At 67.9% G+C, this 24640-nt stretch carries 21 protein-coding genes; 7 read left to right on the top strand and 14 right to left on the bottom strand.

Annotated features, from left to right (window positions below):
• Nucleotides 1–157 precede the first annotated feature (157 nt).
• From fabG to xanC, 9 genes are all read right to left on the bottom strand, one after another.
• Nucleotides 158–895 carry a 3-oxoacyl-ACP reductase FabG gene (gene fabG / locus C0541_RS19780; protein WP_115051064.1) on the bottom strand — a complete coding sequence of 246 codons (738 nt, stop codon included), beginning with the start codon at nucleotides 893–895 and terminating at the stop codon, nucleotides 158–160.
• Between the two features lie 168 nt (nucleotides 896–1063).
• Entirely contained in the window at nucleotides 1064–1504 is a 441-nt protein-coding gene (locus C0541_RS19785; protein ID WP_115051065.1) for a phosphotransferase, read from the bottom strand.
• The gene (locus C0541_RS19790) at nucleotides 1491–3857 is read right to left on the bottom strand and encodes an MMPL family transporter (RefSeq protein ID WP_115051066.1); all 2367 of its coding nucleotides are present in this window, start codon (nucleotides 3855–3857) and stop codon (nucleotides 1491–1493) included. Before C0541_RS19790 ends, C0541_RS19785 begins: the two co-directional genes overlap by 14 nt.
• Nucleotides 3858–3992: 135 nt before the next feature.
• Nucleotides 3993–4640: a LolA-related protein gene (locus tag C0541_RS19795; protein ID WP_115051067.1), complete on the bottom strand. Its 648-nt coding sequence runs from the start codon at nucleotides 4638–4640 to the stop codon at nucleotides 3993–3995.
• Nucleotides 4564–5538 carry an acyltransferase gene (locus C0541_RS19800; protein ID WP_115051068.1) on the bottom strand — a complete coding sequence of 325 codons (975 nt, stop codon included), beginning with the start codon at nucleotides 5536–5538 and terminating at the stop codon, nucleotides 4564–4566. Before C0541_RS19800 ends, C0541_RS19795 begins: the two co-directional genes overlap by 77 nt.
• Nucleotides 5535–5762, bottom strand: a complete 228-nt coding sequence (locus tag C0541_RS19805) for a hypothetical protein (RefSeq protein ID WP_238601373.1) — start codon at nucleotides 5760–5762, stop codon at nucleotides 5535–5537. Before C0541_RS19805 ends, C0541_RS19800 begins: the two co-directional genes overlap by 4 nt.
• 71 nt (nucleotides 5763–5833) lie before the next feature.
• Nucleotides 5834–6583, bottom strand: a complete 750-nt coding sequence (locus tag C0541_RS19810) for a lysophospholipid acyltransferase family protein (protein WP_115051070.1) — start codon at nucleotides 6581–6583, stop codon at nucleotides 5834–5836.
• Between the two features lie 53 nt (nucleotides 6584–6636).
• Nucleotides 6637–7320 carry a ketosynthase gene (locus tag C0541_RS19815; RefSeq protein ID WP_161960188.1) on the bottom strand — a complete coding sequence of 228 codons (684 nt, stop codon included), beginning with the start codon at nucleotides 7318–7320 and terminating at the stop codon, nucleotides 6637–6639.
• A gap of 37 nt (nucleotides 7321–7357) precedes the next feature.
• A complete protein-coding gene (xanC, locus tag C0541_RS19820; protein WP_005914783.1) occupies nucleotides 7358–7627 on the bottom strand; it encodes a xanthomonadin biosynthesis acyl carrier protein XanC in 270 nt (89 codons plus the stop codon).
• Between the two features lie 327 nt (nucleotides 7628–7954).
• Between xanC and C0541_RS19825 the strand changes: the two genes are divergently transcribed.
• The gene (locus C0541_RS19825) at nucleotides 7955–9301 is read left to right on the top strand and encodes an NAD(P)/FAD-dependent oxidoreductase (protein WP_115051072.1); all 1347 of its coding nucleotides are present in this window, start codon (nucleotides 7955–7957) and stop codon (nucleotides 9299–9301) included.
• The gene (locus C0541_RS19830; RefSeq protein WP_161960171.1) at nucleotides 9298–10305 is read left to right on the top strand and encodes a pteridine-dependent deoxygenase; all 1008 of its coding nucleotides are present in this window, start codon (nucleotides 9298–9300) and stop codon (nucleotides 10303–10305) included. Before C0541_RS19825 ends, C0541_RS19830 begins: the two co-directional genes overlap by 4 nt.
• A 1-nt stretch (nucleotide 10306) precedes the next feature.
• On the opposite strand, the gene C0541_RS20805 is transcribed toward C0541_RS19830, so the two are convergent.
• On the bottom strand, nucleotides 10307–11302 hold the full coding sequence (locus C0541_RS20805) for a hypothetical protein (protein WP_153065006.1): 996 nt from the start codon (nucleotides 11300–11302) through the stop codon (nucleotides 10307–10309).
• A gap of 34 nt (nucleotides 11303–11336) precedes the next feature.
• Nucleotides 11337–12680 carry an AMP-binding protein gene (locus C0541_RS19835; RefSeq protein ID WP_193725971.1) on the bottom strand — a complete coding sequence of 448 codons (1344 nt, stop codon included), beginning with the start codon at nucleotides 12678–12680 and terminating at the stop codon, nucleotides 11337–11339.
• 357 nt (nucleotides 12681–13037) lie between these two features.
• Here C0541_RS19835 and C0541_RS19840 point away from each other — a divergent pair, with 357 nt between their 5' ends.
• From C0541_RS19840 to hemF, 4 genes are all read left to right on the top strand, one after another.
• Nucleotides 13038–15401: a S9 family peptidase gene (locus C0541_RS19840; RefSeq protein WP_161960189.1), complete on the top strand. Its 2364-nt coding sequence runs from the start codon at nucleotides 13038–13040 to the stop codon at nucleotides 15399–15401.
• 399 nt (nucleotides 15402–15800) lie between these two features.
• Nucleotides 15801–16517, top strand: a complete 717-nt coding sequence (locus C0541_RS19845) for a hypothetical protein (protein WP_115051075.1) — start codon at nucleotides 15801–15803, stop codon at nucleotides 16515–16517.
• On the top strand, nucleotides 16514–17086 hold the full coding sequence (locus C0541_RS19850) for a hypothetical protein (protein ID WP_115051076.1): 573 nt from the start codon (nucleotides 16514–16516) through the stop codon (nucleotides 17084–17086). The genes C0541_RS19845 and C0541_RS19850 overlap by 4 nt, the downstream gene beginning before the upstream one ends.
• 160 nt (nucleotides 17087–17246) lie before the next feature.
• Nucleotides 17247–18146, top strand: coding sequence for an oxygen-dependent coproporphyrinogen oxidase (gene hemF / locus C0541_RS19855; RefSeq protein ID WP_115051077.1), 900 nt, complete (start codon nucleotides 17247–17249; stop codon nucleotides 18144–18146).
• Between the two features lie 432 nt (nucleotides 18147–18578).
• Here the strand turns inward: hemF and polA are convergent, their stop codons facing one another.
• Nucleotides 18579–21371, bottom strand: coding sequence for a DNA polymerase I (polA, locus tag C0541_RS19860; RefSeq protein ID WP_115051078.1), 2793 nt, complete (start codon nucleotides 21369–21371; stop codon nucleotides 18579–18581).
• A gap of 77 nt (nucleotides 21372–21448) precedes the next feature.
• Here polA and C0541_RS19865 point away from each other — a divergent pair, with 77 nt between their 5' ends.
• On the top strand, nucleotides 21449–21730 hold the full coding sequence (locus C0541_RS19865) for a DUF2782 domain-containing protein (RefSeq protein WP_115051192.1): 282 nt from the start codon (nucleotides 21449–21451) through the stop codon (nucleotides 21728–21730).
• Nucleotides 21731–23374: 1644 nt separating this feature from the next.
• Here the strand turns inward: C0541_RS19865 and C0541_RS19870 are convergent.
• Together C0541_RS19870 and C0541_RS19875 are read right to left on the bottom strand one after the other, a co-directional pair.
• The gene (locus C0541_RS19870; protein WP_115051079.1) at nucleotides 23375–23821 is read right to left on the bottom strand and encodes a universal stress protein; all 447 of its coding nucleotides are present in this window, start codon (nucleotides 23819–23821) and stop codon (nucleotides 23375–23377) included.
• A 109-nt stretch (nucleotides 23822–23930) separates the two neighbouring features.
• Nucleotides 23931–24512: a sugar O-acetyltransferase gene (locus tag C0541_RS19875; RefSeq protein WP_115051080.1), complete on the bottom strand. Its 582-nt coding sequence runs from the start codon at nucleotides 24510–24512 to the stop codon at nucleotides 23931–23933.
• Between the last annotated feature and the right edge of the window lie 128 nt (nucleotides 24513–24640).

Raw genomic sequence — 24640 nt, forward strand, 5'->3', positions numbered from 1 at the left:
GATTCACGGCGTGTCCCGCGATGGTGGGCGGGCAAGGGCCCTGCAGCAAACTCACAGCGGCGAGGACACCGCACCTGCCAACTTGGTCGTGCGCTGATGGGAACCACACTAGCCGCGCCTACCTGGGGGGGAGGCATCGTCGTTCTATCAGCGGCTCTCAGCCCATGCCGCCATTGATGCCGATGACCTGGCCGTTGATGTAACCGGCTGCCTCCGAACACAGGAACGCCACCAATGCGGCCACTTCGTCGGGCTTGCCGACGCGGCCGGCCGGCACCAGTTGCTTGATCACCTCCGGCGCGAAGCTTTCGCCGACCATCTCGCTTTCGATCACGCCCGGCGCGACCACGTTGACGGCAATGCCGCGGCTGGCCATCTCGCGTGACAGCGATTTGCTGGCGCCGTGCAGGGCGGCCTTGGCCGCGGCGTAGTTGGTCTGCCCGCGATTGCCCAGCACCGCCGCCACCGACGACACGCTGACGATACGGCCCCAGCGCGTACGCGCCATCGGCAGCAGCAACGGCTGGGTGACGTTGAAGAACCCGTGCAGCGACACGTCGATCACCCGATGCCACTGCTCGGCGTTCATGCCGGCCATCGGCGCATCGTCGTGGATGCCGGCATTGTTGACCACGATCTGGATCGGGCCGACCTCCAGCAGGCTTGCCAGCGCCGCAGCACTGGCCTGCGCATCGGCCACATCGAACGCCACCGCCTGCGCACTGCCGCCGTCGGCCACGATCGCCGCGACCACGGCGTCGGCGCGGGCGAGATTGCGATTGGCGTGCACGATCACATGGCGACCCTGCGCGGCCAACTGACGGCAGATCGCCCCGCCAAGATCGCCGCTGCCACCGGTGACCAGGGCGCGGCGCTGTGGAATGGAGGTGCTCATGGAAGCCTCGGTGGAAGCCGCAGAAGCGACGGCGGAAAGAGCGTCATCCTAACGGCTGGCAGCAAGCGCAGGAATAGATCGCCCACATTGATCGCCTGCATTTGGCAGGAGCGCGCTTGCGCGCGATGCGGCGTTGGCGGCAATGCTTCATCGCGCGCAAGCGCGCTCCTACAGGGTCTGCGCCGCGCCCAGCATCACCGTGGCGCGGCCTTCGGCGAGCAGGTGTTCGTCATGGGTCAGGCGAAAACTGTATTGCTGGCTGTCTTCGCCCTGCAGCAACACCTGCGCTTCGCAGACGATCGCACCGGGCAGCTCGTCCAGGTATGCGACATGCAGCTCCACTGCGCGCAGCGCCACCAGCATGCCCGGGCGCACCGGCCTGCCCGATTCCCTGCCGAGCAGGCCGCCATGCACCGCCATGGCCTGCGCGCCGTACTCGCATAGATGCACGGCACGCAGGCGGCCATCGGCGCGCAACGGATGCGTGTCGCTGCGGTGCGCGTGACTGCGCAGCACGATGCGCTGCGCATCCCAGACGACCAGCTCTTCCCACAGGCACATGCTGCCCTGGTGCGGAATCAAGGCGGCAATCGCGTCACGTCCCTGCATGTGCATCTCCACTTCTTGCACGCTCCAGCGCCGGCTCGCGCGAGACCAGCAAGGCCAGGATGAAATTGAACAACACCCCCAGCGCCACCGTGCTGCCGATCGCGCGCAACACCGGGATGCTGGACGCAGCCAACAACGCGAACACCAGCAAGGTCATCAGGCTGCACACGATCAAGGCATGCAAGGTGCGCAGCTGGTCGGCGTGATCGTCGCCGGCGTGGTCGAAGAACAGCGCGTAATCCAGGCCCAGGCCTGCCGCCAGGATCAGCGCGATCAGATGGAACAGGTTGAGCTCCACCCCCATGCCGCGCAGGATCGCCAGGATCAGCACCGTGGTCAGCGCCATCGGCAGCAACACGCGCACGATCCGGCGCGGGCTGCGCAAGGCGACCGCCACCGTCGCCGCCAGCAGCAGTGCGGCCAGCCCCAGCGCGCCGAGCACACGTCCACGGTACGCGGCAACCAGCGACTCGGACGCATCCTTGAGATCCAGCAACTGCGCGCCGCTGCCTTGCACCGCGGCGGCCAGCACCGCCGGATCGCGCAGGCCGGTCAACGACACCAGCGCGGTGCTGCGATCACCGCGCCCCAGCAGCAGCCCGCCGACCGAGGTCGCCAGCGGCGAGCCGGCCAGGTCCTTCGGCAACAGCGGCGCGGCGCGCCTGGCAGCGTCCAGGTCCTGCAGGAATGGCGCGAACGCATCGCTGCGGAACGGCGTGGCCGCCACCGCGCTGTCGGTCAGCACGCGCGCTTGCGCGGCATCCGGCAACGCGGCCTGGCGCGCACGTTGGGTCTTGATGCTGGGCAGATAGCGCGCGGCCATGTCGTAGCCGCTCAACGCGCCGGCGCGTACCAGCGCATCCAGGCGCGGGCGCAACTGCTCGCTGGCCTGCAGCGCGGCCTCATCGTTGGCGGCAGGCAATGCGAGCACGTAGCGCACGTCGGGGGCGCCCAGTTCCTGGCGCAGGTGCGTGTCCTGCGCAAGGGCCTTGGGCGGCACCGGGGTCAGTTTCGACAGGTCGTTCTGCCAGAATTGCCCCGGTGCAAAGACGATCACCGCGATGCCGACCAGCGCAACCACCGCCAGGCTGATGCGCGGCCGTGGCAGGCGCGCGATGCCGCGCCACAGCGCGGCGAGCATGCGCGAATCGGCGTAGTCGCGCGGCGCCGGGTCGATCAACGCCGGCAGCAGCCAGCGGGTGGTGATCGCGGCGGTCGCCAGCCCGGCGATGGTGAACACCGCCAGCTGCCGCAAGCCGTCCACACCGGAAAACAGGAAGGTCACATAGGCAATGCAGGTCGACACCACGCCGGTGGCCAGCGTCGGCCACAGATGGCGCGCGTTGGCGCGCGGATCCAGGCCGGGACGCTGATGGCTGAACAGGTGGATCGGGTAATCCTGCACCACGCCGATCAGGGTGAAGCCGAATGCCACGGTGATGCCGTGCACGCCCTCGAACAACAGCGCCACCGCGCCCAGGCCGGCCAGGCCGGCGCTGGCCAGCGGCAACACGCCCAGCACCGGAATCTTCCAGCTGCGGTAGGCGACCAGCAGCAACAGCACCAGCCCCACCGTATCCAGTGTGCCGATCCATTGCGCCTCGCCCTGCGTGCGCGCGGTGATTTCCACCGCAAAGGCGCCGGGACCGGTCAGGACGAGCTGCGTCGAGGTGCCCTGGCTGACCTTGGCAAACGCCGCCCGCACCGCGTCATAGGCCAGCTGCTGACCGGTGGGATCGAAGCCGGCTGCGCGCGTCTGCACGATCAGCAGGGCCGAGGTGCCGGCACGGTCGAACCACACCGCGTTGCGCGTCTGCGGCGCCGCGGCCGGCTGCAGGGTCTCGGCCAGATGCAGCACTTCCAGCGTGGGGTCACGCGGCAGCAGCGGCTCCACCAGCGCAGCGGCAGGCGAGCCCAGATCCTGCACGCGCGCCTGCAAGGCCCCCTGCAGGGTGCGTGCATCCAGCGGCGCGGCGTCGAAGCTGTCGCTGAGCAGATAGCGATACGGCAGCAGGCGCTCGGGGATCGCATCCAGGCCGGCGCTGCCGCCATTGCCGACCAGCTCGAACAGCTGCGGCTGTGCGGCCAGGGCCTGCTGCAATGCCTGCGACTGGGCGGCCAGCGTGGCCGGGTCGCTGTTGGACAGCGCCATCAGCAACAGCCGCGAGCCCGGGCCTTCGCCCAGCTCCTCGATCAGCAGCTTCTGCGCCGGCGTGCGCGGGGCGGGCATGAATTTGCGCAGGTCGCCGGTGACCTTGAGCGTCTCGCTCAACCAGAACCCGGCCACCGCCAGCAAGGCCAGCCACAGCAGCGCCAGGCCGATACGACGGTTGGCGGTCAACTCAACTGCCATGCGCAAGCCTCGCTGTGCCAGCGGAACGCCCACCGGCCGCGCGTGCGGGATCTGGCGGCAGCGTCACGCGTGTCTGGGGGGACGCGAGCAGTGGGTTGTGGCTGACGGCGGCCGGCGACACCAGCCCACGCGTGGTCACGCGCCCGGGCCGTGGCAGAGCGTGGTCAAGGCTGCCGCGTCGTTGACTGCCGCAGCGTCACGTGCGGCTCCGGCCAGCAGGGTGCGCTGCACATCGCCTTTCACCGGCAGGCTTTCGATGCAGCGCAGTTCGTCGTTGCGCCCGTACAGCCGCAACTCGCGGACCTGCCTGGCGACAGCAGCGTCCCTGGGCTGCAGGGTCAGTGCCCAGGCGTGCAGCTGGCCCTGCCCGCTGATGCGGTACTGCTGTTCCAGCAGCGCGCGGTCGCCGGCCAGCAATGCGCCGAAGCCGGACTTCAAGCCGGCCAGCTCGGGCACGCGGCTCAGCGCAAAACGCCGCGGCGCCTTGCCTTCGCGTTCCAGCACGCCTTCGTCGCCCTGCAGCGTGGTGGTCTCGCGATACGGCGCGCTGACCTCGCGCACCAGCGTCTGCGCGTCCGGACGCCGGTAGTGGCCCTGCACGCGCAGCGGCGTCTTCAGCAGGGCCGAACCACGCAGTTCGACGAACTCGGTACTGACCGGTGCGGGGCGTGCCAGGCGCTGCAGCACCTGGCCCACGTCCAGCGCCTCAGGCGGTGCGGCGCATAGCGGTGCGGCGCTGAACAGCAGTATCAGCATCCACGGCAGGGTGCGGCACATCGGCATGGTGGGTGTTCCAGAAATCGTAGAAGTTGAACCAGTTGTACGGCGCGTAGCGTGTGTAATGTTCCAGCCTGGCCGCGTAATCGCGCATGAGTACCGCCAGCACCGGTGCGCGCTGGCGGCGCGGCACGTCCAGGCCTTCGCTGAAGGTCTCGAACGCAAGCTCGTAGTGGTTGCCGCCGCGATACAGGCCGAACGCCAGCACCACCGGCACCTTGAGCGCGGCGGCGATCAGCCACGGCGAGGTCGGGAACATCGCGTTGCGGCCAAGGAACATCGCCGGCAACGCCGGGTCGCCCTCGCGCGGGCGGTCGATCAGCAGCGCGACCAGCGCACCGGCGTCGGTGGCGTCCTTGATCGCCATGACGATCGAGGTCGCGTCCATCCCGGCATCGATGATGTTGGCCGCCAGCTGCGGATTCAGCGCGCCCAGCAGCTCGGTCATGGCGCGGTTGTGCGCTTTGTCCAGCACCACCTTGACCTGCACGTCCGGCCGCTCGGTGGCCAGCACGCGCAGCGCATCGAAACTGCCCAGGTGCGAACCGAAGATCAGCACGCCGCGGCCGCGGTCCATCTGCGTATGCAGCTGGTCCAGCCCGGTGATGTCGACCCGGAAGCGCTGCATCTGCCCGCACAGCATGTACACGCGGTCCAGAATCGTCGAGGCGAAGGTGTGGATATGCCGCGCCACATCGCGCAGCGTGGCCGGGCGTTCCAGCACCCGTGCCAGATAGGCACGCGAGGCGCTGCGCTCGGGCGCACGCACCAGCAGGAAGTACAGCGTGATCGGGTACAGCAGCGCGCGCCCCACCGTGCGTCCGGCGTGCTGGGCGATGCCGCGGATCAGCCACAGCGCGAAACGTCCACCGCCTTCGGGACGTTGCTTCCACTGGCTGCTCATCGCGCCGCCTCCGCCACCAGTTCGCCGCTGACCAGCAGCTCGTCGGCGCGCTGCACGCGAAAGCGCCAGCGCGGGCCGGTGCCGTCCAGCGTCACCGATGCCGTCTGACCGGGCAGCAACGGCTGCACGAACTTCACCTGCGGCAGCCGTGCCGCAGCGCGCGGGCCATGCAGCGCTTCCACCGCCTGCAGCACATGGTCGAGCACGACCACGCCGGGCACCACGGGACGCCCCGGAAAATGCCCGGGCAGGCAGGGATGATCATGCGGTACGACGAAATCCATAAGCGGGTAACTCAAATCCTGGGTTGAAGCATCGCAGCCACGGCGTCATGTGCCTGCTCGGTCAATTGCTGGCGGTCCGGCGCATCCGGCCCGGTCACCGGGATCGGATCGCCGATACGCACACGGATGATGCCCGGGCGCACCCTGAACACACCCTCCACCGGCAGCACCTTGCCGCAGCCGTCCACCGCCACCGGCACCACCTGCACACCAGCATCGATAGCGGCCTGCAACAGCCCGGCCTTGAATGGCAATAATGCGCCGCTGCGGCTGCGGGTGCCTTCGGGAAACAGACACAACTGTTTGCCCTCGCGCAGCAGTGCCGCCGCCTGCCGACGCACCATCGCCCCGGATCGACGGCTGTCGCGGTCCAGGAACAGCATGCCGGTGGCCCGTGCATACCAGTTCACGAACGGCACCTTGAGCATTTCGTCCTTGAGCAGGAACCGCAGCGGCACCGGCAAGGCGTAGAACAATGCGCAGATATCGATGATCGACTGATGGTTGCTGACGAACAGATAGTTCCTGGACCAGTCCACGCGCTCGCGGCCTTCCACGATCACCCGGGCACCGGCGCCGCGAAACAGCACCGGCGACCACATCCAGGCACCCATGCGCAGCAGGCGGTCGGCATCGCGCGTGATCGCCAGCAACACCAGGGCATAGACGATTCCGCCAGCGGTAAACGTCAGCGTGAAGGCCAGTTGCAGCAGGTTGAACACGGCCCACGCCAGGCGCGACGGCATCCTTGCCAACGGCATTTTTGTCTTGTCCCCGAAAATGTACACGTACGTCGCTGCCCCTGGCCACGCACTCAGCGCAGTAGATCGCGCCAGAATTCCGGCCCAAGCCGCGCCATCTGGCGCAGGAAGTCTGGCAGATTACGATAGGGGCGCTGTGGAAACCAGCGGCCACGCAAGAGATATTCGCCCACGAAGAACCCGCCAACCACCCCGTACGCGAGCAGATTGGCGAACAACGACGCACGCGCATCGCTGATCGGCAGCGGCGAGGCGTAGCCCAGTTGCGCCAGCACGCCACTGGGCTCGGCGCACAGGCCCAGCACCAGGTTGACCAGGGTCAGCGCGCACAGCAGCAGCGCCCAGGCCAGGGTGAGACGACGCGTATAGCGGTATTGCGCCGGAGTGATCGGCATGCCGGCCTGGCGATACAGCCCTTCGACGATGCGCGTGATCAACGGCGTGCGTCCGCGGCGCAGGCTGCGCCCGAAGAACCACGCGATCCAGCCGGTGAACACCACCGGCGGCGCGGCCAGCAGCAGCATCGCGTACGGCGAATGCCACAACGCGCTCAGGCCGACCAGGGTCAGCCCGGCCAGTGCCCAGGCCCACGCGCGGCGCGCGACCATCGGTTCGATCAGCACCATCAGCACCAGCAAGCCGCCGGCGACGACGGCCAGGTCCGGGCGATGGCTGGCATTGGCCCAATGCGCCAGCGGCGAGTACGCCACCGCCAGCAGCACGCCCAGCCCCAGCACCCACGGGGGCGCATCGGCAGGCGCTGCAGTTGGCAGGTCAGACGGTCTTGTTGGCTTGGACATGCGCCGACAATGCGCGCAGCGACGCGAAGATGCGACGGTTCTCGTCATTGTCCGAGCGCAGCTGGAAGCCATAGCGCTTGCTGATCGCCAGCGCCAGTTCCAGCGCGTCGATCGAATCCAGTCCCAGCCCGGTGTTGAACAACGGCGCCTCCGGATCGATGTCGGCGGGCTGGACGTCTTCCAGGTTCAGGCTTTCGACCAGGAGTTCGGCCAGTTCACGTTCGGCAGCGGTTTGCGAGGACATCCAGGGAGCTTCCAGGTGAGGGTCGGGCGACAGAGTTCAGAGCGAAATTTCAGGACAACCACCGCAGCGTCGCAGACGACCGTCGGGTCGGCATGGGCGATGCTGCGGAACCACGGACAGTGTACGGTGCCGCGCCAGCCGGTTCCGAGCGCTCGCCATGCCGGCCTTGCGGCCGCATTGTCGATGGGGTCGCTCGTTCCGCAACTGCGTCCGGCCGCCGCATACCTGTCCGGGCCGCCGGTCAGGCTATCATGACTGCATGACGCTCGCCCGCTGCAGGTTCGTTCCAGGATGACTTCCACTGCTGTTCGCCCCACCCCGACCGCCATGCCGGCAGCCGGGCCGGCTCCCGGACCCGAGTGCCCGGATGTCCTGATCATCGGCGGCGGGCCGGCCGGCTGTACGGCGGCCATCGCGCTGGCCCGGCAGGGCTGGCAGGTGACCTTGCTGGAGAAGGCGCAGCATCCGCGCTTCCATATCGGCGAGTCGCTGCTGCCGATGAACATGCCGATCCTCCAACGCCTGGGCGTGCTCGAGCAGGTGCGCGGCATCGGCGTGCTCAAGCGCGGCGCGGACTTCCCCAACGGCAGCGGCGGCTACAACACCTTCCGTTTTTCGCATGCGCTGGACGCCAAGGCCGATTTCGCCTTCCAGGTGCCGCGTGCGCAGTTCGACCAGGTGCTGTTCGAGCGCGCGCGGGCGGTGGGCGTGGATGCGCGCGATCAGGTCAAGGTCGAGACGGTCGAGTTCGACGGGCAGCAGCCGGTGCTGCAGGCGCAGGGCGTGGCGGGCGTGCAGCGGTTCCGCCCGCGCTACCTGCTCGATGCCAGCGGCCGCGACACCTTCCTGGGCAACCGCTTCAAGCTCAAGCGTGCCAATGCCAGGCATCAATCGGCCGCGTTGTTCAGCCACTTCCGCGGCGTGACGCGCCGGCCGGGCGAGGATGCCGGCAACATCAGCATCTACCGCCACGCGCATGGCTGGATGTGGCTGATTCCGTTGCCGGACGACATCATGAGCGTGGGCGCGGTCTGCTACCCGGAATACATGAAGACCCGCAAGGGCGACAGCGAAGGCTTCTTCATGCGCACGCTCGCGCTCAATGCCGAGCTCAACGCGCGCATGCTCGGCGCCGAACGCGTGGCCCCGGTGCATGCCACCGGCAACTACGCCTACGAATGCACGCGCATGTCCGGCCCGCGCTGGTTGATGCTGGGCGATGCCTACACCTTCGTCGACCCGATGTTTTCGTCGGGCGTGTTCCTGGCCATGCACAGCGCCGAACGCGGTGCGGCGATGGTGGACCAGGCCCTGCGCATGCCGCAGCACGAGGCGAAACTGCAGCGCGCCTTGCAGCGCGAACTCCGGCGCGGCGTGGACGAGTTCAAGTGGTTCATCTACCGCTTCACTTCGCCGACCATGCGCGCCCTGTTCGCGCAACCGCAAAACACCTGGCAGATCGAGCAGGCGGTGGTGGCGATGCTGGCCGGCGATGTGTTCGACAGCCCCAGGGTACGCCTGCGCCTGCGCGCGTTCCGCGCCATCTATGCACTGACCACCTTGTCGATGATGCCGCGCGCCTGGCAGTCCTGGCGCCAACGCCGACGTCAGGCCACGCTCGGCTTCGACGGCGACACCTTGCAACGCGATACGCAACAACGAGATACGCGATGACCGCTTTCCAGGCCCAGACCACGCACAGCGTGCGCCATCCCCGCCTGCAGGTCGACTATGTCGACCAGACCGATCCATCCGCCGTGCTGGCCGACCCGCAGGTGCTGGCCGTGTTCGGCTTCGGCACTGCGGCGCCGCGCCTGGACGATCCGCGCTACCTGCGCGTGCCGCTGCAGCCCTATCGGGCCGACGTGCTGGAAGTGTGGCGCAGCGACGCGGCGGTCCACAGCGGGCGCGATGGCAACATCGCCTGGGCCAGCGACGGCCGCCTGCAGTTCGGCGTGATCGAAATCGACGAGCAGGATGTCGATATCGAAGCCGCCGCCGCCAGGGCCTATGCGGAAATCACCGCCTTCGTCACCGGCAGCCAGACGCCGCGCCTGCTGCGTATCTGGAACTATCTGGACGCCATCACCCTGGGCAGCGGCGACCGCGAACGCTACCGGCAGTTCTGCGTGGGCCGTGCGCGCGGCCTGGGCGCCTTCGACACTGCGCAGCTGCCGGCCGCCACCGCGGTGGGCCGCTGCGATGCCGAGCGCATCATCCAGATCTACTGGCTGGCCGCCGCCGATGCCGGCACCCCGCTGGAGAATCCGCGCCAGGTCAGCGCCTACAACTACCCGCGCCAGTACGGCCCGCAGCCGCCGAGTTTCGCGCGCGCCATGCTGCCGCCGGCCGGCAGCGACATGCCGCTGCTGCTGTCGGGCACCGCCGCCGTGGTCGGGCATGCCTCGATGCACACCGGCCAGCTGCTGGCGCAGCTGGAAGAAACCTTCGCCAACTTCGACGCCCTGCTCGGCGCCGCCCGCCAGCACGCCCCGGCCCTGCCCGCGCAGTTCGGTGCCGGCACCCGCCTGAAGGTCTACGTGCGCGAGCAGGACGACCTGCCCAGGGTCGCGCAGGCCCTGGACGCCCGCTTCGGCGATGCGGTGCCGCGCCTGCTGCTGCACGCGGTGATCTGCCGCGACGAGCTGGCGGTGGAGATCGACGGGGTGCATGGGTGAGTCATTGGCTGCATCGCGCTGGCCCCATGCTCGCAACGCCCCCATCGGCCTCCACGATAAGCTCTGCCGGCGTGTTTGCCACTACGGATGACCACTCGCGTGACCATTGCCCAGCCAGTGCGTCGGCACGCGCCAGCTCCGCAGGACTCGCCCGCTGCTGAAGCCAGGCGATGTTGTCGTCGATGACACTGCGGGTCTGTGCAGGAGAGTTGGCAGGTAACAGCTGCCCTCCACGCCGATAAAGCGCCAGCGAACGCGAGATATCCGGCTTTACGACTTGCGCCAGAAAAACACGATCTCCACTGTCGCGACGAGGCGAGTATGCCGCGGCCAAGACGAGCGATGTCCGTAGATCTCCCTTTGCGGCAGCCTGCAATGCCATGCCTTCCGCCTCGCGACGATAACGCTCCAACTGCGGAGCTACTTCGAGCAGCTCGCGGAATTTGAATGCGTTGCCCACTGAGTAGTTTGCCAAGGCCGCAGGCTGCCCTGCCAGAGCGCCCTGCCGCCACAGGGCTACACGCTCTGCGGACGAAAGTTGCGGAGCGCCTTCGCAGTCCTTTACTTGATTCAGCAGACTATCGCCAGTCGCTTCTAGCGATGTCTCATTGGACGACAAGCCGGCTCGTGCGGATGCACTCGCAGTACGTCCAGCCTGCTTGAGCTTCCACAATTGCTCGTCGTACGAGGCGACTTGCTCATGAACATTCTCACACCTCTGTGACTCCGCTGCCAATCGGCAGGCCGCGCGAGGATCACCCATCTCGGCGCGGCGGCGTAAATCGGCAAAAACGCTGCGCAGCGGCGTACCCTGCGGCGGCAGTGGCGTTGAAGTCCAATCGCGCTTTGGCGGTGCTGACGGTTGCGCGGGCGAGGCTGTAGATACAGTCGTCGACTTAGCGGTGTCTTTGGGGACAATTCCGCTGGACAACAGTACAAACAAGCCTCCCAGGCAGACTGCAATTGTGAGCGCGGCGGCCAGACGTCCTTTCTCCACTTCGACCTCTCCTGAGCACTATGCGCAGTATCACTCAGCCGTTGAGCAAACCCAGCACCACATCGCGTGGCAGCTTGCCGGTTTCGTTGCGTGGCAGGGCGGCGAGTTTGCGCAGGCGGCGCGGCAGGAACACCGGGTCGACGCTGACGCGCAGGGCGGCGAGGATCTGCGCCTCGTCCAGGGTCGGGGCGACCACCAGTGCGGCGATGCGCCCGACCGCCTGGCCGGGGTCGGGCGCGAGTTGCACGACGGTGCCATCGACGACGCCGGGGATGGCCAGCAGGCGACGGGTCAGATCGGCCAGCGAGGCGCGCTTGCCGGCGATTTCCAGCAGATCGGCCTGCCGCCCGCGCACCTGGAAGCGGCCGTCGTCTGCAACGTCCATCATGTCGGCCAGCAGCACCGGCGTGGCCAGATGCGGTGCGTGCACCAGCGTGCCGGCGGCCTGCGTTTCCAGGCGCACGCCGGGCAGTGGTGTCCACGCCGCTTCCAGCGCAGTGCGACGCACGGCGAACACGCAGGTTTCGGTGGAACCGAACATCTCGCGTACCTCGCCGCCAAAGCGCGCCTCGGCGGCAGCGGCCACGTCCTGCGCCAACGGCGCGGTGGCCGAGACGATGCCGACCAGCGGCGGCAACGCCACGCCCGATTCCACCAGCGCGCGCAGGTGCACCGGCGTGGTCACCAGCACGCGCGGGGCGGGAACATCGGCCAGCGCGCGCGCCACATCGTCCGGGAAGAACGGGCGGCCGGCATGCACCGCAAGCGCGCTCACCATCGGCAGCAGGACCGACAATTCCATGCCGTACATGTGCTGCGGCGGCACCGTGGCAACCACGTGCGGCACCGCGTCGGTGTGCGCCCACAGGCTTTGCAGCGCGACCAGGTCCTGGCGCGTGCTGGTCAGGAAGCTGCCCCAGGTCTTGGGGTTGGGTTGCGGGCTGCCGGTGCTGCCGGAGGTAAAGCCGATGGCCACCAGGGCATCGTCGGCCAGTTGCGGGATCGGGCCCGCGGCCTGCGGCAACTCGGCCGGCAACTGCCAGTAGCGCGGCGGCGCCAGCTCCAGCGCCAGATCGCCCAGGCAGTACGCATCGGCATGCCGCGCCTGCACTTCGCCGACCACGGCCGGTGCGCGCGAGGACGGCAACAGCGACACCTGGCCGCGCAGCGCGCAGGCATAGAACGCGACCATGAAGCGATAGCGGTCCTCGCACAGGTTCACCGCGTGGCGACCGTCCGGCAGCTGCTGCGCCAGGCCATGCACGTGCGCGATGAAGGTGGCCAGATCGACCGACTGCCCTGCGCGCCAGGCCAGCGGCCGGCCGGGCGCGCCGACGGCCATCGGGTGGAAAACGGCAGGAACAGGCAGGCTGGACATGGGAACCGACAATCGCAAAAGCGCGCTAGCTTGGCCGCCACCTGCGCTGCTGGCAAGTCGGGCGATCTCCGGCTGCGCGGGGTTGGCCGCGGCGCGCAAGCGGTGCGCAGCCGTGCGTGACGCAGACGCCACCTCGCCGCTGGCGCGCTACGCGCGTGGAATGCATCGCGTGGATGCACCGACATCGGCAGACAGGCGCGCGCCGCAAACGGTCGCGTCCGCCATTCGCCGATGGCTCGCCCGTTCGATGACACACGCGCTCTCCTGCGCACATGACCTGTGGCCCAAGCCCCCGATGGAAGCGAGCTGCTAGGCTTGTCCGCTCCTCGCTGCGTCCAGTTGTTGCCGATGCCCAGATTGTTGCCGCTGTCCCTGTTGTTGCTGGCTGTCACCGCGCATGCGCAGTCCGCCACGCCGCTCACCATCGAACAGGTGATGGCCGATCCGGACTGGATCGGGCCGTCGGTGGACCGCGCCTGGTGGCAGTGGGACGGCAAACAGGTGCAATACCTGCTCAAGCGCGAGGGTTCCCCGGTGCGCGACACCTACCGCCAGGGCACCGGCGGCGGCGCCGAACGCGTGGCCGACAACGCACGCGCCGGCCTGGACGCGGAGAACCCGAGCTACGACGCAACCCGTCAGCGCATGCTGTTTGCGCGCAATGGCGACATCTTCCTGCGCGACCTGCGCTCCGGCGCGCTGACCCAGCTGACCCGCAGCAACGAGGTCGAATCGCGGCCGCAGTTCGCCAGCGATGGCGGTGCGATCTGGCGCGCGGGCAACAACTGGTACCACTGGCGCGCCGACGCCGGCACCGCGCAGGTTGCGGTGGTCAAGGCCGAGCGCGATCCCGACGCTGCGCCCAAGGCCGACGTGTTGCGCGAACAGCAACTGGCCACCCTGGCCACGCTGCGGCGCGACCGTGAGCAGCGCGATGCCTTGCGCACCCAGGAAGACGCCTGGCGCCGCGCCGACGCCACCCGTGCGGCGGCACCGGTGTATCTGGGCGACGAGGTGGAAATCGTCGACAGCGCGTTGTCGCCGGACGGCCGCCATCTGCTGGTGGTCACCCAGGCCAAGAACGCCGAAGAAGGCCAGGCCGGCAAGATGCCCAGGTACGTGACCGAATCCGGTTACGAGGAATTCCAGGAAGTGCGCACCCGCGTCGGTCGCAACCTGCCGGTGGCGCATGCGCTGTGGCTGGTCGATGTCAGCGCCGGCACGGCAAGACCGCTGTCGTTCGACACCCTGCCGGGCATTGCCACCGATCCGCTGGCCGCGTTGCGCAAGGCCGCCAGGAAAGATCCGCTCAAGGGCAACCGCGCCGTGCGCGTGGAAAGCGATGGCGACGGCAGCGGCCCGGCGGTGCACTGGAGCGACGATGGCCGCAACGTGGCGGTGGAAATCCGCGCGGTGGACAACAAGGATCGCTGGATCGCCAGCGTGGATCTGGACGCGGCCAAGCTGCTCCCGCGGCATCGCCTGAGCGACAGCGCCTGGATCAACTGGGACTTCAACGATTTCGGCTGGCTGCCCGACAACCGCACGCTGTGGCTGCTGTCGGAAGAATCCGGCTATTCGCAGCTGTACACCGTGGAAGGCAACGGCAAGCCGCGCCAGCGCACGCGCGGCAAATGGGAAGTCTCGATGCCGGTGGCCGGCGCCGACGGCAACAGCATGTACTTTCTGTGCAACCAGAAATGGCCGGGCGATTACGAGGTGTGCAAGCTGGATCTGCGCAACGACCAGCTCACCGAAGTCACTGCGTTGAATGGCGTGGAAGGCTTCAGCCTGTCGCCGAACGGCCAGCAGGTGCTGGTGCGCTATTCCGGCAGCTACCTGCCACCGCAGCTGGCGGTGGTGCCGGCCGCGGGCGGCAAGGCCACGCTGCTCACCGACACCCGCACGCCGGCCTTCAAGGCGCAGCCGTGGATCGCGCCGCAGTACGTGCAGGTGCCGTCCAAGCATGGCGCCGGCACGGTCTGGGGCAAGTACTACGGGCCGCAGAACCCCGAGCCCGGCAAGCAGTATCCGATCGTGATGTTCGTGCATGGCGCCGGCTACCTGCAGAACGTCTCGCAGCGCTACACGCCGTATTTCCGCGAGCAGATGTTCCACAACCTGCTGGTGCAGCAGGGCTACATCGTGCTGGACCTGGACTACCGTGCCTCGGAGGGCTACGGCCGCGACTGGCGCACCGCGATCTACCGCAACATGGGCCATCCGGAGCTGGAAGACTACCTGGACGGGCTGGAGTGGCTGGTCGACACCAAGCAGGGCGACCGTGCACGCGCCGGCATCTACGGCGGCTCGTACGGCGGCTTCATGACCTACATGGCGCTGTTCCGCAGCCCCGGCACGTTCAAGGCCGGCGCGGCGCTGCGTCCGGTCGGCGACTGGATGCAGTACAACCACGAGTACACCTCCAACATCCTCAATACGCCCGAGCTCGACCCCGACGCGTACAAGACCTCGTCGCCGATCAACTATGCCGACGGGTTGCGCGACCATCTGCTGATCGCGCACGGCATGATCGACGACAACGTGTTCTTCAAGGACTCGGTCGACATGACCCAGAAGTTGATGGAGCTGCACAAGGACAACTGGCAGGTGGCGCCGTATCCGCTGGAACGCCACGGCTTCACCCGTGCCGATTCGTGGCTGGACGAGTACAAGCGCATCCTCAAGCTGTTCGATGAGCAGGTGAAGCCGCAGCGCTGACCGCCGCACTGCGCCCGTTGCGAGACGGGCGTTGCCGGCACCGACATCCACGGATGGCTGCGGTGCGAGCGCAGCATTTCCAGGCGCCACGTCGCTGGCGACGTCACAGATGCGCGTTTGACGTTTGTGGTGGGCGATCGGTTCCGCCGCCACGTCAGGAAGCGATCGCCGCAGGAGACAACCGGCTGCGCAGATCCGAGCGGATGCAACGCATCGCGTAGCCAGCACGCAGGCTGGTTGCGTTGCACTCACCTCTCCCTACGCAAGTGGCTCTAAGCTTGATGCAGGACCGGCAGATGGTTCGTGGGTTGGCCCTCTGCACCGGTCTGCCGCAGGACCGGTGCGCCGCCGGCCTGGCAGCGACCTTCCACTCTTGCTGGCGCACACAAGGTAGACGCGATGGGCCTGTGGGACCGTTTGTTTGGACGCAAGACCGCCGTGGCGAAGCCGCCACGTGCAGAACCCACCGCAGCGACGGCGCCTGCCGACAATGCCGACGCGGCAGCTGCAGAAATCGACCCCGCACTGCAGCCGGCGCTGACGGCGTTTCAGCGCGGCGATCACGTGGGCGCCTATAACGCAGCGCAAGCGCAGTTGCAGGCCGGTGCGGATGCGCAGCGACTCTGTGCCCTGGCATTGAGCGCGCTGGACCGTTACCACGAAGCGTATCCCTATTGGCTGGCGCTGTACGAGCTGGAGCCCACCGCACACAACGCACTGCAGTTGGCGACCACCGCGGTGATGTGCAACGAGATCGATCGTGGCGAGCAGTGGTTGCTGACGTTCGACGATCTGAACGCGCAGGAGCGCTCCACCTCGCCGGCCACCGCACGCACCAGCTTCCTCACCGCGCTGACCCGCGCCGGGCACGGCGCACACGCGTTGCCGCATCTGGAGTGGTTGCGCGAGGCCTACGCCGGAATGTCGATCACCGACAGCCACTTCCTCTACGTGCGCGGGCTGCCCTTCCTCGAGGCCTTCCTGGAGCGCAGCACACCGTTGTTGCGCCAATGCCTGCCGGCCGAGGCGCTGCCGGGTTGGTATGCGCAACTGCAGCCATCACTGGATCCTCCCGGCCAGGCCGCCGTGGCCGCCCATATCGCATCGCTGCAATGAGCATGCCGGCACCGGCTTCCCGACCACGCGGCGGCTTCGTCACGCCGCTGGCGTGGGTGTCCTTGTTGCTGGGCGTCGTCAGTGCGATGTCCAACCTGCTGCAGATCGCCATGATCGTGCTGATGCCCGATGCGGCGGCGCTGGGCTTGCCCGAGGGGATCGCCCTGCCCGCCTCGTTGCAGTGGCTGATCGATCATGCCGTGTCCTTGTCGGTCATGGGCGTGCTGCTGTCGGTCGCCTTCGCATGGTTGAGCTGGGCCTTGCTGCAACGACGCGAGTGGGCGCGGGTCGGATTCGTGATGGTGTTGCTGGTGACCGCGCTGCTCAATGTCGGCGGCCTGGCGTTGATCGGACCGGTGTTCGAGGGCGTGCAGGCGATGCTGCCGGCCGACGTCCTGCACAGCCCCGAGTGGCCGCAGCTGCAGGCACGCCTGCAGGCAACACGCCAGGCGGCGCTGCTGCTGACAGGCCTGGGCGTGGTGGCAATCGGCTGTCTCCACGCGGTGCTGGCATGGCGGCTGTGCACGCCCGCGGTGCGCGCCGAATTTACGGCCTCGCGCAAGGCATGATCGCCGGTTGAAGCTGGCCTGCGGATGTTGGGATGAGCCAACCCGGCAAAGCCTGGTCGCTCATGCGAACGATGCCCACACGACACGGCGCCTCGCCCTGCGACAAACGGGCGCGTTTGCCCGACTGCAAGAAGCGCGATGCAGCGCTTAGAATCGTGGCATGAACGAATTCGACCGTGTACGCGATTATTTGACCGGCCTGCAGGATCGTATCTGCGCTGCCGTGGAAGCCATCGATGGCAGCGCGCGTTTTGCCGAAGACCTATGGCAACGCGAGGAAGGCGGAGGCGGACGCACCCGCATCCTGCGCGATGGCGCGGTGTTCGAGCAGGCCGGCATCGGGTTTTCCGATGTGTCCGGCTCGCGCCTGCCGCCTTCGGCCAGTGCGCATCGGCCCGAGCTGGCCGGGGCGACGTGGCGCGCCTGTGGCGTGTCGCTGGTGTTCCATCCGCACAATCCGCATGTCCCCACCACCCACGCCAACGTGCGCTACTTCCGCGCCGAGCGCGATGGCCAAGTGGTGGCGGCCTGGTTTGGCGGCGGCTTCGACCTGACCCCGTTCTATCCGGTCGACGAGGACGTGCTGCACTGGCACCGCACCGCGCAGGCCCTGTGCGCGCCGTTCGGCGAGGAGCGCTATGCCGCGCACAAGCGCTGGTGCGACGAGTATTTCTTCCTGCGTCATCGCAACGAGACCCGTGGCGTGGGCGGGCTGTTCTTCGACGACCTGGGTCAGGACTTCGAACGCGACTTCGCCTACCAGCGTGCGGTCGGCGACGGCTTCCTGGATGCCTACCTGCCGATCGTCGAGCGTCGCAAGGACACGCCCTACGGCGAACGCGAGCGCGAGTTCCAGCTCTACCGCCGTGGCCGCTATGTGGAATTCAACCTGGTCTACGACCGCGGCACGTTGTTCGGCCTGCAAAGTGGCGGGCGGGCCGAAAGCATCCTGATGAGCCTGCCCCCGCAGGTGCGCTGGGAATACGGCTTTACGCCGGAGCCGGGCAGCGCCGAAGCGCGGCTGATGGACTATCTGGTACCGCGGGACTGGCTCGGATAAGTCCGCCGATTGAAAAACCGACGGCGATGCAACGCTGTGTTGCCTGCTTGAATTAATTCCGCCAATTTAAATTTGTGATTGCCAACGCCACCGGTGAATCGCGCACTGCGATGAACCGGTTATGTTGCACGGCAAAAAAATAACGCAGGGCGTGGAAATAAAAAGCCCCGCAGACCAGGGGGAGGTCGGCGGGGCCAGGGAACGGACGCTTGGGGAGTAGCTTCCGTTCCGAGATCTGCTCCAGGGGATGGGAGAGATCTGCCGACAGGCGTTGCGCCCGTCGAGGGATATAACACCATTTTCTACATTGATGGATCGTGAAGATACCTGTTAAAAAAATGTAGAATTTAGCGGTTATTCATTCCATCGGCGCGGACTTAATTCGTATTATGTCTGGTCTACGCATTCAGCATATCGGCATCATTCGCTGCGTCAGTGGGCCTCATCCCAGTTGTCGCCAATCCCCGAGTCGACCACCAGCGGCACGCGTAATTGAGCAGCGGCCGACATGCGCGTGGTGACCTCGCTCAGCAGCGTGTCGACGAAATCGGTGTCGGCTTCGAACACCAGTTCGTCGTGCACCTGCAGGATCATCAGCGCGCGCTGCGCGTGGTCGGCAATCCAGCCGTCCACGCTGACCATGGCGCGCTTGATGATGTCGGCGGCGGTGCCCTGCATCGGCGCATTGATGGCGGCGCGCTCGGCGCCGGCGCGCTGGCCCTGGCTGCCGGCATTGATGAAGTCCAGGTACAGCCGGCGACCGAACACCGTCTCCACGTAGCCCTTGTCGCGCGCCTGCTGGCGGGTGGTCTCCATGAAGTCGCGCACGCCCGGGTAACGGCTGAAGTACAGCGCGATGTAGTCCTGCGCCTCGCCACGGCCGATGCCGAGCTGGCGGGCCAGGCCGAATGCGCTCATGCCGTACATCAGGCCGAAGTTGATCGCCTTGGCGGCGCGGCGCTCATCATTGCTGACGGTGTCGATGGTGCGGCCGAACACCTCGGCGGCGGTGGCGCGGTGCACGTCGGCACCGGACTCGAACGCGCCGACCAGGCCGGGGTCGCCGGACAGGTGGGCCATGATGCGCAGTTCGATCTGCGAGTAGTCGCAGGCGATCAGCTTGCGCCCGGCCGGGGCGACGAAGGCGCGGCGGATGCGGCGGCCGTCGTCGGTGCGGATCGGGATGTTCTGCAGGTTCGGATCGGACGAGGACAGCCGCCCGGTGGCCGCACCGGCCTGGTGGTAGCTGGTGTGCACGCGCCCGGACTGCGGGTGGATCATCTCCGGCAGCTTGTCGGTGTAAGTGCTGCGCAGCTTGGTCAGGCCGCGGTATTCCAGGATCACCCGCGGCAGCTCGTGCTGGTCGGCGATGGCCTCCAGCGCCTCTTCGTTGGTCGAGGGCTGGCCCTTGGGCGTCTTGACCACCGCGGGGAGCTTGAGCTCGTCGAACAGCAGCGCCTGCAGCTGCTTGGGCGAGTCCAGGTTGAAGCTGCGCCCGGCCAGCTCGGTGGCCTTCTGCTGGGCGGCGAGCATGCGCTTGGACAGGTCCGCGCTCTGGCGGCGCAGTTCGGCCGCGTCCACGCACACGCCGTTGGCCTCGATGCGGGCGAGCACTTCCACCAGCGGCATCTCGATCTCGCGGTAGACCTGCTCCAGGCCGGGTTCTGCGGCCAGCCTGGGGCCGAGCACCTGGTGCAGGCGCAGGGTGATGTCGGCGTCTTCGGCGGCGTAGCGGGTGGCGTCCTCCAGGCTGATCTGGGCGAACGGGATCTGCTTGGCGCCCTTGCCGCAGACGTCCTCGTACTTGACCGTGTCGTAGCCCAGGTAGCGCTTGGCCAGGCTGTCCATGTCGTGGCGGGCGCTGCCGGAATTGAGCACGAAGCTTTCCAGCAGGGTGTCGTCGCTGTAGCCGGCCAGGGCGATGCCATGGCGGCGCATCACATGCAGGTCGTACTTGCCGTGCTGGCCGAGCTTGCGTACCGCCGGGTCGGTGAGCAGCGGCGCCAGCTGCGCCAGCGCCTGGGCGCGGTCGAGCTGGGCCGGGGCGCCGGGAAAGTTGTGGCCGAACGGCAGATACGCCGCCTGGCCGGGCTCGGCGGCCACGCTCAGGCCGATCAGGTCGGCCTGCAGCGGATCCAGGCTGTCGGTTTCGGTATCGAAGGCGAACTGGCCGGCGGCGCGCAGGCGCGCGATCCAGCTGTCCAGCTGTTGCTGGGTCAGGATGGTCTCGTACTGGCCCAGCGCCGACAGGGCCGGGTCCACCTCCACCGGGGCGCTGACCGGGCCGGACACGAAGCCGGTGCCGCGGGCGCGGCCGGGTTCGGTGCGGGCGCTGGCTGCGGCGGCGCCGAGTGCCATCGACTCGGTCGTCAGGCCGGCCGCGCCGCCGAGTTCGCGCAGCGCCTGGGTGAAGCCGTAGCGGGCGTACAGCACCGCCAGCGTCTCGGGGTTGGGCTCGCGCAGGTCCAGCGCGCGCGGACCACTGGCCAGGGTCACGTCGGTCTTGATGGTGACCAGCTCGCGGTTGAGCGGCAGCCGCGGCAATGCGGCGCGCAGGTTGTCGCCGATCTTGCCCTTGATCCGGTCGGCGTTGGCGATCACGCCATCGAGCGAGTCGTATTCGGCCAGCCATTTGGCGGCGGTCTTGGGGCCGCACTTTTCCACGCCGGGCACGTTGTCGACGGTGTCCCCCATCAGCGCCAGCAGGTCGACGATCTGGTCGGGGCGCACGCCGAACTTGGCGATCACCGCCGCCTCCGAATCCATGCGGCTGCCGCTCATGGTGTTGACCAGTTCGATGCCCGGACGCACCAGCTGGGCAAAGTCCTTGTCGCCGGTGGAGATGGTCACGCTCAGGCCGTCGGCGGCGGCCTGCAGGGCCAGCGTGCCGATCACATCGTCGGCTTCCACGCCATCGATGCGCAGGATGTCGATGCCCAGCGCATGCACGATGTCGCACATCGGCTGCACCTGCGCGCGCAGGTCGTCGGGCATCGACGGGCGATTGGCCTTGTAGTCGGCATACAGGTCATCGCGGAAGGTCTTGCCCGGCGCATCCACCACGAACGCCACATAGGCCGGGCGCTCCTTCAGGGTGGCGCGCAGCATGTTGACCACGCCGAACAAGGCGCCGGTGGGCTCGCCCTGGGCATTGGTCAGCGGCGGAAGCGCGTGGAACGCGCGGTACAGGTAACTGGACCCGTCGATCAGGACTAATCTGCTCATCCGCCAATTCTACGCTGCACACCCACGCGACACCTTGCCGGCGCATACTGGCCGACGACCTAGAACGGATGACGACGATGATCAGAGCGAGTCTTTTGCTGCTGCCGTTGCTGCTGCTCGGCGGCTGCGCCACCAGCGGTGCGGTCGGCGATGTGCCAGCCGGCGCGGATGTCACCAGCAAGACCATGGGCAACGGCGACAAGGTCGACGAGTACCGCGTCAATGGCCAGCTGGAAATGGTGCGGGTGACGCCTGCACGCGGGTCGCCCTACTTCCTGTACGACCGCGATCACGACGGGCATACCGATGCGGAGAAGGACAAGGTCAACAAGGTGTACTGGAAGCTGTATAGCTGGTGATTCGGGATTCGGGATTCGGGATTCGGGATTCGGGATTTGGGATTCGGGGATCCGGAATCCGGAATCTCGGAGCTTAGACATGGCGAGTCTCCAGGCGTTGGCTCCGGAGAGGTCAGCCGCGTGTGGCTGATGGCGAACGGGAGGGTCCGGGTGTCTCGGCACGCCGAAGGATGGCGGCGGGTGCGACACCGTCTGCACGCCCAGCACTCCTGCTGCCTCCCGGAGCGTCATCCGGACCCGGTGTAGGAGCGCGCCTGAGCGCGACGAGGCATCACCGGTAACGCTTCGTCGCGCTCGGGCGCGCTCCTACGAGAGAAGGTGCGGCTCGAACGCGCGATGCGCGCCACGTGAGCCTGCGCCGCGTGTGGTTGACGGCAGACGAGAGGGTCCGCGTGTCTCGGCACGCCGAAGGATGGCGGCGGGTGCGACACCGTCTGCACGCCCGGCGCTCCTGCTGCATCCCGGAGCGGCATGGCGTCTTGCAAGGCCGAACGGCCACGTTGCCGCCCGGCCCAGGCCGACCGAGCGCTGACCCGGANTCGGCACGCCGAAGGATGGCGGCGGGGGCGACACCGTCTGCACGCCCGGCGCTCCTGCTGCATCCCGGAGCGGCATGGCGTCTTGCAAGGCCGAACGGCCACGTTGCCGCCCGGCCCAGGCCGACCGAGCGCTGACCCGGATCCGGTGTAGGAGCGCGCCTGAGCGCGACGAGGCATTACCGGTAACGCTTCGTCGCGCTCGGGCGCGCTCCTACGAGAGAAGGTGCGGCTCGAACGCGCGATGCGCGCCACGTGAGCCTGCGCCGCGTGTGGTTGACNCGCGCTCCTACGAGAGAAGGTGCGGCTCGAACGCGCGATGCGCGCCACGTGAGCCTGCGCCGCGTGTGGTTGACGGCAGACGAGAGGGTCCGCGTGTTTCGGTACGCCGGAGGATGGCGCCGGCTGCGACACCGTCTGCATATCCAGCACTCCTGCTGCACCCCGGAGGGTCATCCGGACCGGGTGTAGGAGCGCGCCTGAGCGCGACGAGGCATCACCGGTAACGCTTCGTCGCGCTCGGGCGCGCTCCTACGAAACAAGATGCGGCTTGGACGCGCGATNGGTGTAGGAGCGCGCCTGAGCGCGACGAGGCATCACCGGTAACGCTTCGTCGCGCTCGGGCGCGCTCCTACGAAACAAGATGCGGCTTGGACGCGCGATGTGCGGCAGGTGAGCCTGCGCCGCGTGTGGTTGACGGCAGACGAGAGGGTCCGCGTGTCTCGGCACGCCGAAGGATGGCGCCGGCTGCGACGCCGCCTGCACGCCCGGCGCTCCTGCTGCATCCCGGAGCGGCATGGCGTCTTGCAAGGCCGAACGGCCACGTTGCCGCCCGGCCCAGGCCGACCGAGCGCTGACCCGGANCTGCACGCCCGGCGCTCCTGCTGCATCCCGGAGCGGCATGGCGTCTTGCAAGGCCGAACGGCCACGTTGCCGCCCGGCCCAGGCCGACCGAGCGCTGACCCGGAACCGGTGTAGGAGCGCGCCCGAGCGCGACGAGGCATCACCGGTAACGCCTCGTCGCGCTCGGGCGCGCTCCTACGAGAGAAGATGCGGCTTGAACGCGCGATGCGCGGCAGGTGAGCCTGCGCAACATGTCATCCGGCGATCAGCGGATCACCAGCACCGGAATCGAACTGTGCGTGAGCACTTCCACCGTCTGGCTGCCGAGCAGCACGCGGCGCATGCCGCGGCGGCCGTGCGAGGTCATGATGATCAGGTCGCTGTCGCACTCCTTGGCGGTCTGCACGATGCCTTCGGCGGCGAAGCGGTCCAGCACGTGGCGCGAGGCGGCCTTGATATTGGCCGCGGCTGCCAGCTCCAGCGCCGGGCGCAGGATCTTCTCTGCGGCGGCTTCGCGTTCCTTGCGGTACTCCGGACTTGCCTCGTAGCCCACGCTCCAGCCCATCGCGTCGTACATGCCCATCGCCCACGGCTCGGACACGGTGACGATATCCACCTTGGCACCGGTGGCCTTGGCCAACTCCAGGCCTTGGAACAAACCGCGATGCGACAACTCGGACGCATCGATGGCGATCAGGATACGTTTGTACATGGTGACCTCCCTGGATGACCGGCCTGGCTGCCGGTGGAATCAGTCTGACAGTCCGCTGCGGCACGCGCCTTGATCCGCATCAATGCCGCCACGGGAGTTGCTCCAATACTCAATCGGTTGGCGCCGCATCGGCAGCGTCGCGACGTACGCGTCCACGCGCCGGATTGCCCAGCGCGGTCGCGCCGGCCGGCACATCGCGGGTGACCACCGCACCGGCACCGATCACCGCATCATCGCCGATGCACACGCCCGGCAGGATGATCGCACCGCCGCCGATCCACACGTTACGCCCGATCCGGATCGGTCGCCCGAACTCCAGCCCGCTGGCGCGTCCTGCCGCGTCGCGCGGATGGTCGGCGGCATAGAACTGCACCGCCGGGCCCACCTGCGTGCCCTCGCCGATGCTGACCTCGCAGACATCCAGGATCACGCAGTTGAAGTTGAGGAACACGCCGGCGCCCAGGCGAATGTTGTAGCCGTAGTCGCAATGAAACGGCGGGCGGATCACCGCGCCTGCACCCACCTCGGCCAAGCGCTCGACCAGCAGCGCGTGCCGTTGGGCAGACGGCTGCGCGGCGCTGGCGTTGTAGCGCGCCATCCAGTCGGCCGCGGCCGCCTGGTCGGTCTGCAGCTCATCATCGGCAGCGTTGTAGAGCTCGCCTGCCAGCATCTTGTGTTTTTCGGTGCGCATCGGGCCGTGGCTCTGTCTGCGTTCGATTCGAACGCAAGGGTGTCACGGATGCCGCGGTGAATGCATCGGGCGATGCACCAATGCTGCCGGCAGTGCCTTCATGCCGATGACACTGTCCGGCCAGATCG

The sequence above is a fragment of the Xanthomonas arboricola genome, assembly GCF_003353015.1.
Taxonomy (GTDB): Bacteria; Pseudomonadota; Gammaproteobacteria; order Xanthomonadales; family Xanthomonadaceae; genus Xanthomonas; species Xanthomonas arboricola_E.

Excerpts from the sequence above, each read along its gene's own strand:
- fabG (WP_115051064.1), bottom strand. The coding sequence starts at position 895 with ATGAGCACCTCCATTCCACAGCGCCGCGCCCTGGTCACCGGTGGCAGC.
- C0541_RS19785 (WP_115051065.1), bottom strand. The coding sequence starts at position 1,504 with ATGCAGGGACGTGACGCGATTGCCGCCTTGATTCCGCACCAGGGCAGC.
- C0541_RS19790 (WP_115051066.1), bottom strand. The coding sequence starts at position 3,857 with ATGGCAGTTGAGTTGACCGCCAACCGTCGTATCGGCCTGGCGCTGCTG.
- C0541_RS19795 (WP_115051067.1), bottom strand. The coding sequence starts at position 4,640 with ATGCCGATGTGCCGCACCCTGCCGTGGATGCTGATACTGCTGTTCAGC.
- C0541_RS19800 (WP_115051068.1), bottom strand. The coding sequence starts at position 5,538 with ATGAGCAGCCAGTGGAAGCAACGTCCCGAAGGCGGTGGACGTTTCGCG.
- C0541_RS19810 (WP_115051070.1), bottom strand. The coding sequence starts at position 6,583 with ATGCCGTTGGCAAGGATGCCGTCGCGCCTGGCGTGGGCCGTGTTCAAC.
- xanC (WP_005914783.1), bottom strand. The coding sequence starts at position 7,627 with ATGTCCTCGCAAACCGCTGCCGAACGTGAACTGGCCGAACTCCTGGTC.
- C0541_RS19825 (WP_115051072.1), top strand. The coding sequence starts at position 7,955 with ATGCCGGCAGCCGGGCCGGCTCCCGGACCCGAGTGCCCGGATGTCCTG.
- C0541_RS19830 (WP_161960171.1), top strand. The coding sequence starts at position 9,298 with ATGACCGCTTTCCAGGCCCAGACCACGCACAGCGTGCGCCATCCCCGC.
- C0541_RS19835 (WP_193725971.1), bottom strand. The coding sequence starts at position 12,680 with ATGTCCAGCCTGCCTGTTCCTGCCGTTTTCCACCCGATGGCCGTCGGC.
- C0541_RS19845 (WP_115051075.1), top strand. The coding sequence starts at position 15,801 with ATGGGCCTGTGGGACCGTTTGTTTGGACGCAAGACCGCCGTGGCGAAG.
- C0541_RS19850 (WP_115051076.1), top strand. The coding sequence starts at position 16,514 with ATGAGCATGCCGGCACCGGCTTCCCGACCACGCGGCGGCTTCGTCACG.
- hemF (WP_115051077.1), top strand. The coding sequence starts at position 17,247 with ATGAACGAATTCGACCGTGTACGCGATTATTTGACCGGCCTGCAGGAT.
- polA (WP_115051078.1), bottom strand. The coding sequence starts at position 21,371 with ATGAGCAGATTAGTCCTGATCGACGGGTCCAGTTACCTGTACCGCGCG.
- C0541_RS19865 (WP_115051192.1), top strand. The coding sequence starts at position 21,449 with ATGATCAGAGCGAGTCTTTTGCTGCTGCCGTTGCTGCTGCTCGGCGGC.
- C0541_RS19870 (WP_115051079.1), bottom strand. The coding sequence starts at position 23,821 with ATGTACAAACGTATCCTGATCGCCATCGATGCGTCCGAGTTGTCGCAT.
- C0541_RS19875 (WP_115051080.1), bottom strand. The coding sequence starts at position 24,512 with ATGCGCACCGAAAAACACAAGATGCTGGCAGGCGAGCTCTACAACGCT.